The sequence below is a fragment of the Kitasatospora sp. NPDC101155 genome, from assembly GCF_044768305.1.
GTDB lineage: Bacteria > Actinomycetota > Actinomycetes > Streptomycetales > Streptomycetaceae > Kitasatospora.
The window spans coordinates 478,313-484,711 of the sequence record NZ_JBIWPN010000002.1 but is presented as its reverse complement, the minus strand read 5'-3'; the positions used below and the strand labels follow the sequence as shown (position 1 = coordinate 484,711).

The 6,399-nt window shown below is 67.8% G+C and carries 5 protein-coding genes and 2 rRNA genes (1 of these 7 running past the window's edge); 3 read left to right on the top strand and 4 right to left on the bottom strand.

Annotation, left to right across the window (positions count from 1 at the left end):
• Positions 1-1,401: ribosomal RNA gene (locus tag ACIRYZ_RS04735) — 23S ribosomal RNA — on the top strand; it begins 1,372 nt to the left of the window's first position.
• Between the two features lie 80 nt (positions 1,402-1,481).
• Positions 1,482-1,598, top strand: a 5S ribosomal RNA gene (gene rrf, locus ACIRYZ_RS04730).
• A 105-nt stretch (positions 1,599-1,703) separates the two neighbouring features.
• Here rrf and ACIRYZ_RS04725 read toward each other — a convergent pair.
• Both ACIRYZ_RS04725 and ACIRYZ_RS04720 read right to left on the bottom strand, forming a co-directional pair.
• A complete protein-coding gene (locus ACIRYZ_RS04725; RefSeq protein WP_402939476.1) occupies positions 1,704-2,549 on the bottom strand; it encodes an anti-sigma factor family protein in 846 nt (281 codons plus the stop codon).
• 25 nt (positions 2,550-2,574) lie between these two features.
• The gene (locus tag ACIRYZ_RS04720) at positions 2,575-3,177 is read right to left on the bottom strand and encodes a sigma-70 family RNA polymerase sigma factor (RefSeq protein WP_393040104.1); all 603 of its coding nucleotides are present in this window, start codon (positions 3,175-3,177) and stop codon (positions 2,575-2,577) included.
• 208 nt (positions 3,178-3,385) lie between these two features.
• Here ACIRYZ_RS04720 and ACIRYZ_RS04715 point away from each other — a divergent pair, with 208 nt between their 5' ends.
• Positions 3,386-4,669: a vanadium-dependent haloperoxidase gene (locus ACIRYZ_RS04715; RefSeq protein ID WP_402939472.1), complete on the top strand. Its 1,284-nt coding sequence runs from the start codon at positions 3,386-3,388 to the stop codon at positions 4,667-4,669.
• 117 nt (positions 4,670-4,786) lie between these two features.
• On the opposite strand, the gene ACIRYZ_RS04710 is transcribed toward ACIRYZ_RS04715, so the two are convergent.
• Entirely contained in the window at positions 4,787-5,065 is a 279-nt protein-coding gene (locus ACIRYZ_RS04710) for a hypothetical protein (RefSeq protein ID WP_402939470.1), read from the bottom strand.
• Positions 5,062-5,895 carry a hypothetical protein gene (locus ACIRYZ_RS04705; RefSeq protein ID WP_402939468.1) on the bottom strand — a complete coding sequence of 278 codons (834 nt, stop codon included), beginning with the start codon at positions 5,893-5,895 and terminating at the stop codon, positions 5,062-5,064. The genes ACIRYZ_RS04710 and ACIRYZ_RS04705 overlap by 4 nt, the downstream gene beginning before the upstream one ends.
• Positions 5,896-6,399 lie beyond the last annotated feature (504 nt).

Genomic DNA, 6,399 nt, shown 5'->3' with positions numbered 1-6,399 from the left:
CGATTAAGGCTGAGACCTGATGCCGAGCCGATTGTGGTGAAGTGGATGATCCTATGCTGTCGAGAAAAGCCTCTAGCGAGTTTCATGGCGGCCCGTACCCCAAACCGACTCAGGTGGTCAGGTAGAGAATACCGAGGCGTTCGGGTGAACTATGGTTAAGGAACTCGGCAAAATGCCCCCGTAACTTCGGGAGAAGGGGGGCCATTCCTGGTGACGAGTCTTGCACTCTGAGCTGGGGGTGGCCGCAGAGACCAGCGAGAAGCGACTGTTTACTAAAAACACAGGTCCGTGCGAAGCCGTAAGGCGATGTATACGGACTGACGCCTGCCCGGTGCTGGAACGTTAAGGGGACCGGTTAGCTTGGATTCGTCCAGGCGAAGCTGAGAACTTAAGCGCCAGTAAACGGCGGTGGTAACTATAACCATCCTAAGGTAGCGAAATTCCTTGTCGGGTAAGTTCCGACCTGCACGAATGGCGTAACGACTTCTCGACTGTCTCAACCATAGGCCCGGTGAAATTGCATTACGAGTAAAGATGCTCGTTTCGCGCAGCAGGACGGAAAGACCCCGGGACCTTTACTATAGCTTGATATTGGTGTTCGGTTCGGCTTGTGTAGGATAGGTGGGAGACTTTGAAGCAGCAACGCCAGTTGTTGTGGAGTCGCCGTTGAAATACCACTCTGGTCGTGCTGGATGTCTAACCTGGGTCCGTGATCCGGATCAGGGACAGTGTCTGGTGGGTAGTTTAACTGGGGCGGTTGCCTCCTAAAGGGTAACGGAGGCGCCCAAAGGTTCCCTCAGCCTGGTTGGCAATCAGGTGTTGAGTGTAAGTGCACAAGGGAGCTTGACTGTGAGACTGACGGGTCGAGCAGGTACGAAAGTAGGGACTAGTGATCCGGCGGTGGCTTGTGGAAGCGCCGTCGCTCAACGGATAAAAGGTACCCCGGGGATAACAGGCTGATCTTCCCCAAGAGTCCATATCGACGGGATGGTTTGGCACCTCGATGTCGGCTCGTCGCATCCTGGGGCTGGAGTAGGTCCCAAGGGTTGGGCTGTTCGCCCATTAAAGCGGTACGCGAGCTGGGTTTAGAACGTCGTGAGACAGTTCGGTCCCTATCCGCTGTGCGCGTAGGAGTGTTGAGAAGGGCTGTCCCTAGTACGAGAGGACCGGGACGGACGAACCTCTGGTGTGCCAGTTGTCCTGCCAAGGGCATGGCTGGTTGGCTACGTTCGGGAGGGATAACCGCTGAAAGCATCTAAGCGGGAAGCCTGCTTCGAGATGAGCACTCCCACCTCCTTGAGAGGGTAAGGCTCCCAGTAGACGACTGGGTTGATAGGCCGGATATGGAAGCCCTGTAAGGGGTGGAGTTGACCGGTACTAATAGGCCGAGGGCTTGTCCTCAGTTGCTCGCGTCCACTGTGTTGTTCTGAAACAACGACCCCGACCGATCGTGGTTGGTGCGGTTGACAGTTTCATAGTGTTTCGGTGGTCATAGCGTGAGGGAAACGCCCGGTTACATTCCGAACCCGGAAGCTAAGCCTCACAGCGCCGATGGTACTGCAGGGGGGACCCTGTGGGAGAGTAGGACGCCGCCGAACAATCATTCAGAAAAGGCCCCACCCGGTTTCCGGGTGGGGCCTTTTCGCGTTTACCGGTCGGTCGTGGAGTCGAGTACCGGGTCAGGTGCCGACCGGGCCGGGGCGTCACGCCGGGACGGTGAGCAGCCTCTGGCCGTTGGCGGCGTAGATGTCGAAGTGACTGATCATTCCTGGGGACATGGGTACGGTCCCGGAAATCTTGGCGCCACCCGGGTACGCGCCGGCCTGCCAGGTGGCGGCGGTCGCTGTGGTGCCCGTGACCCCGACCGCTTGCAGGCTGCATGTGATCCCGGCGGGCGCTCCCTTTGCCGAGATCTGCAGCACGCTGCCCCAGGCGGCGGGCGAGACCTCGATCGAGGCGGACACGCCGGTGGTGGGGTCGGATCCGGAGAAAGTGCGGACCGGGGCCGGTGATGTCGGCGCGGGCTGCGCCACCTGGCTGCTCGTGGACGCGATGGTAGCCAGCCACGTACCGCCCGACGCTGCCGCAGCGATGAGCGTCGCGGCGGCTGCGACCCCAACCAGTCGCCTCCGCACGGCGATCCGACGTCGGGACGCGGCCTGCTGGAGCAGCCGGTCGAGCCGGCTTGGCGCGGTTCGCTTCGGCACGCCTGGCACGCCTGGCACGCCTGGCACGCCTGGCACGCCCGGCATGTCCGGCGCGGCAGCGGCCGCAGGTTCCGGCCGTGCTCGTTCGCGTGCGGCGGCCCGCTGTACCAACCGGTTGGCCAGTTCCTCGCTGGGCACGGGTGCTGCCTCGCCTGCGGCCTCGGCCTCGGCCTCGCTGACCCTCGCGAGTAGCGCGGGCAGTCCCGCCAGTTCGGCATGCTCGGCCTGGCACTCGGCGCATTCCGCGAGGTGGGCGCGGACCTGCTCGGTCTCCGCCGGGGACAGCGTTCCCAGCAGGTATCCGCCCAGGGACATCCGGAAGGCGTCACGGTCGCCGTTCATGGTCCGCACCTCCTCCACGACGCTGTCACGGCTCGATACCCCGTTCCTGCAGCGCCAGCCGCAGCGCCTTCAAGGCGTAGTACGTGCGCGACTTCACGGTCCCCACCGGAATGCCGAGCACCTCCGCGGCCTCGACCATCGTCCGGCCTCTGTAGTACGTCTCCAGCAGCACGGCCCGGTGATCCGGGGAGAGGGTCCGGATGGCCTCGGCCACCGCCCAGCTCTGCAGCGTCTGCTCGATTTCGTCTTCTCCGGGCGTCTGCTCCGCGAGCCGTTCCAGCGCCTCCCCGTCGACCTCGGTCGGTCTGGCCCGGCGGGCCCGGTGGGCGTCGATGACCAGGTTCCGGGCGACCGTGCACAGCCACGCCCGGGCCGGTCCGCGCTCGGGGTCGAACGCCGCCGGGTGCTGCCAGGCCCGGAGCAGTGTCTCCTGCACGACATCCTCGGCCCATTGCCAGTCTCCTGAGGTCAGTCGCAGGGCGAAGTGAAGCAGCGGCCCGGCATGCTCCGCGTACAGGGTGCGGAGTAGTTCCTCGTCCGCGCGGGAGATGGTCCCCGTACCAGAGACACGGTCCCCGGAGCGATCCGGCTCACTCGATGGACCGCGTCTCCGAAGACTCCACGGCATAAGTCGATCATCGCATATGCCACTAATCCATGAAATCTCGCAAAAGGTGCTTACGCACCGAACCGTACAGCCGCCGGCACCCGTGGAACTGACGAGCACCGATCCTCGGAATCCCCTCCTTCCCCCCGTCCCGCAAGGAGTGAGCCGAGATGACCGCGGCCGGTAGCTGCCCGGGGCAGCCCGCCACCAGCGAGAAGGAGCCACCGAAATGTGTGGAAAACAGAAGACACTCGCCGCCCTGACCGGGACCGTGCTGGCGGCCGGACTCACCAGCCCGGCCTTCGGTTCCACCGCCATCACCGCTGTGCCACCGACCACGAGCACCGCCGCCAACGCGTCCGGGGCGTCGGTCGTGGCGTGGAACCGCGAACTCATCACCATCCTGGGCGATCCGAAAGCCCAACCGTCCACCGTCCAGCCCACGCGCAGCTTCGCGATCCTCCAGGCCGCCGAGTACGACGCGGTGGTGTCGATCACCCGGGCGGCCCCTCCGTACGTGTTCTCGGTGCCGGCACCTCAGGGCGCACGTGCGGACGTCGCAGCGGACCAGGCAGCGCACGACGTGCTGGTCGCCCTGTATCCCACCAAGCGGGCAGGCGTGGACCGGCAGCTGAGGAGCCAGTTGTCCGCGATCGCTGACGGCACCGGTAAGCAGGCGGGCATCGGCGTGGGAACAGCGGTCGCGCGCCGACTGATCAGTCTGCGCTCCGATGACGGGTCATCGACCGAGCCGCCGCAGTTCACTCCCGGCGGCCTGCCCGGCGACTACCGGCGCACGCCGCCCGACTTCCCCGCGCCGGTGTTCACCAACTGGGGCTCGGTCAAGCCGTTCGTGCTGGCGAGCGGAAGCCAGTTCCGCCCGGCAGCGCCGCCGGCCGTGGGCACCGCCGAGTACTCCGCCGCCCTGAACGAGGTCAAGAGCCTGGGGAGCAAGACCAGTACCACCCGCACTCCCGATCAGACCGCGGCCGCGAAGTTCTGGGCGGCAGCGCCCGTCTGGAACGTCTGGAACCAGGTCGCGCAGGGTCTTGTCACCTCCGAGAACGCGAGCCTGGAGAAAGCGGTGAAGGTCTTCGCCCGGCTCGACCTGTCCCTCGCCGACACCGCGATCGCGATGTACGACGCCAAGTACGCCTACCACGTGTGGCGGCCCGTGACCGCGATCCGGCTCGGTGACTCGCACGACAGCCCGGGCACCGTCGGCGATCCCCACTGGACCCCCCTCCTGCCGACCGCCCCGGACCCGTCCTACCCCGGCGCTCACGGCGCTCTCAGCCAGGCGGCGGCGACGACGCTCGCCGGGCTCTACGGTGCCCAGCACCGGCTCACGGTGACCTCGAAGGGCGTCACCCGAACCTTCGCCGGCTTCCAGGACGCCGCCACCGAAGCCTGGCTCAGTCGGGTCTGGTCCGGCCAGCACACCTCCATCGACAACCAGGTCGGCCGGCAACTCGGTACGCAGGTGGCCGAGTTCGTAGCGCACGACCTCTGACCGTTCGCGCGGCGCCGAGGCGCCAGGGCACCGGGACCAGGAGCCGGCTGCACCCGCCGTGTCGGGTGCAGCCGGCCGTCGATTGAAGGCCGTTCACCGGGGCCGACCGGGTGGCGGCTAGGGGCGGCGCATGCGCAGAGCGAGTGCCGGGCACTGGTTCACGGCCCGGCGCATCGTGGCCCGGGCCTTGCGGGCGAAGGGGAATCCCGCGCCGCCGCGTCCGCGCAGATCGACGTGCTCGGCCAGGTCCAGCAGGCTGTCCCGGGTGGGCCGGGGGAGCGGAGGGTGGACGTGGGTGTGGGAGGCGAGGTCGAGGCGCCGGAAGCGGTCCAGCCCGGCAGTCAGCCGGGCCGGTCCCAGGTGGAACACCTGCGGCAGGTCGATCCGGGTGCTCACAGGTCACCGCCGGGCCGGAGCAGCCCCAGGTGCGGGGGTGCGGCCGGCGTGGCGTGCCGCGACCGACGCGGCACCGTGCCGATTCGGGCCGCCACGCTCGCGGTCGCCGAGGACGGACCGTTCCAGGCGGTCGCCAGACCGCCACGGTGCCGTGTCGAGGGTGCGGAGAAGACGGTCGGCCCGGCCGGGAGCGGTGCGCCGGCCAGGTGGGCCTTCGAGTAGCGCCGGTGCCGGGTGACGGCCCGGTGGTGGCTCAGCCAGGAGAGGGTCCGTACCAGCAGGGCGAGGGCGACCAGCGCCGCGCACAGGCCGTAGCCCCACAGGACCCAGGCGTGCGCCGGGCGCCCGGCGGTCAGACCGTGGGCCAGCGCGATCGGCCAGCAGGCGTACGCGCCCGCGTGCAGCACACGCCAGAGCCAGGCATGCCGGCTTCCCGCGAATCGTCCGCGAAAGGCGCCCGTCGCCGCGACCAGGACGAGCAGGTCGGCTGCGACGGTTCCCAGGTCCACCGCCACGGCAGTCGTGCCGGTGAAGGGGAGGACCGCGCTCCGCGGGTCGGCGTGGTGCTCGGCGACCTTGACCGCGATGTGAACGGCCAGGAAGCCGAGCGCCGCGACGGCGGTTGCCCGGTGCACCGACTGGACGGCCACCCGCAACCGCGGCGTCAGGACCAGGCGGTCGGTGGCGGCCAGCCCGCACACGACCGCCGCGGTCAGCGAGAGCAGGGTGAAGACCCCGGCGAAGTAGTCCAGGAAGTCGATGACACGACCAGCCACGGCGACCGGCCCACCACCGACCGCGGTACCTGCGAGAAGGGCGAGTGCGGCCATCGGGAATCCTTCTTCCGCGGTTCGGGCCCGCCGGCGGGTTGTGGGCCGACAGCGGTGTCGGATCGGCTGGACTCGCCTCGAAGCCGGATCGAAGAGCGCGCCCGTTCGTGGGACGGGTGGCGCGGCTGGACCCGCCCATTCTTTGCGGCACCCGAACGGGGGAACAAGGTCCCCGCATACGACACCGGGCAGTAGGAGGGCCCTGGCGCGGGGCCTCGCACGGCGCCTGCCCACGCCCCGGACAGGGGCCCGTGCCTACGGCCGAACGTAGTAGCTACCCGGAGTGACGTAACCAGGCTCACGCTCCGAAGCCGCAGAGGGCGACGGATCGTCGTCGATCGACCACGGTCGGTCCGGCGCCGGCCGCGCAGGCTGACAAGCGCCCCCGTACGGGTGACAAACCTCCGGGAGCTGACGCAAACGGGGTGCTGGGCGCCGCCGAATCCCTTCGCTTCAACTGATCATGACGGATGATCAGCTACGCTCTCGCCCGCCCTCCCGACC

Coding starts and splice junctions, on each gene's coding strand:
- ACIRYZ_RS04705 (WP_402939468.1), bottom strand. CDS start 5,895: ATGGCCGCACTCGCCCTTCTCGCAGGTACCGCGGTCGGTGGTGGGCCG.
- ACIRYZ_RS04725 (WP_402939476.1), bottom strand. CDS start 2,549: ATGAACGGCGACCGTGACGCCTTCCGGATGTCCCTGGGCGGATACCTG.
- ACIRYZ_RS04715 (WP_402939472.1), top strand. CDS start 3,386: ATGTGTGGAAAACAGAAGACACTCGCCGCCCTGACCGGGACCGTGCTG.
- ACIRYZ_RS04720 (WP_393040104.1), bottom strand. CDS start 3,177: ATGCCGTGGAGTCTTCGGAGACGCGGTCCATCGAGTGAGCCGGATCGC.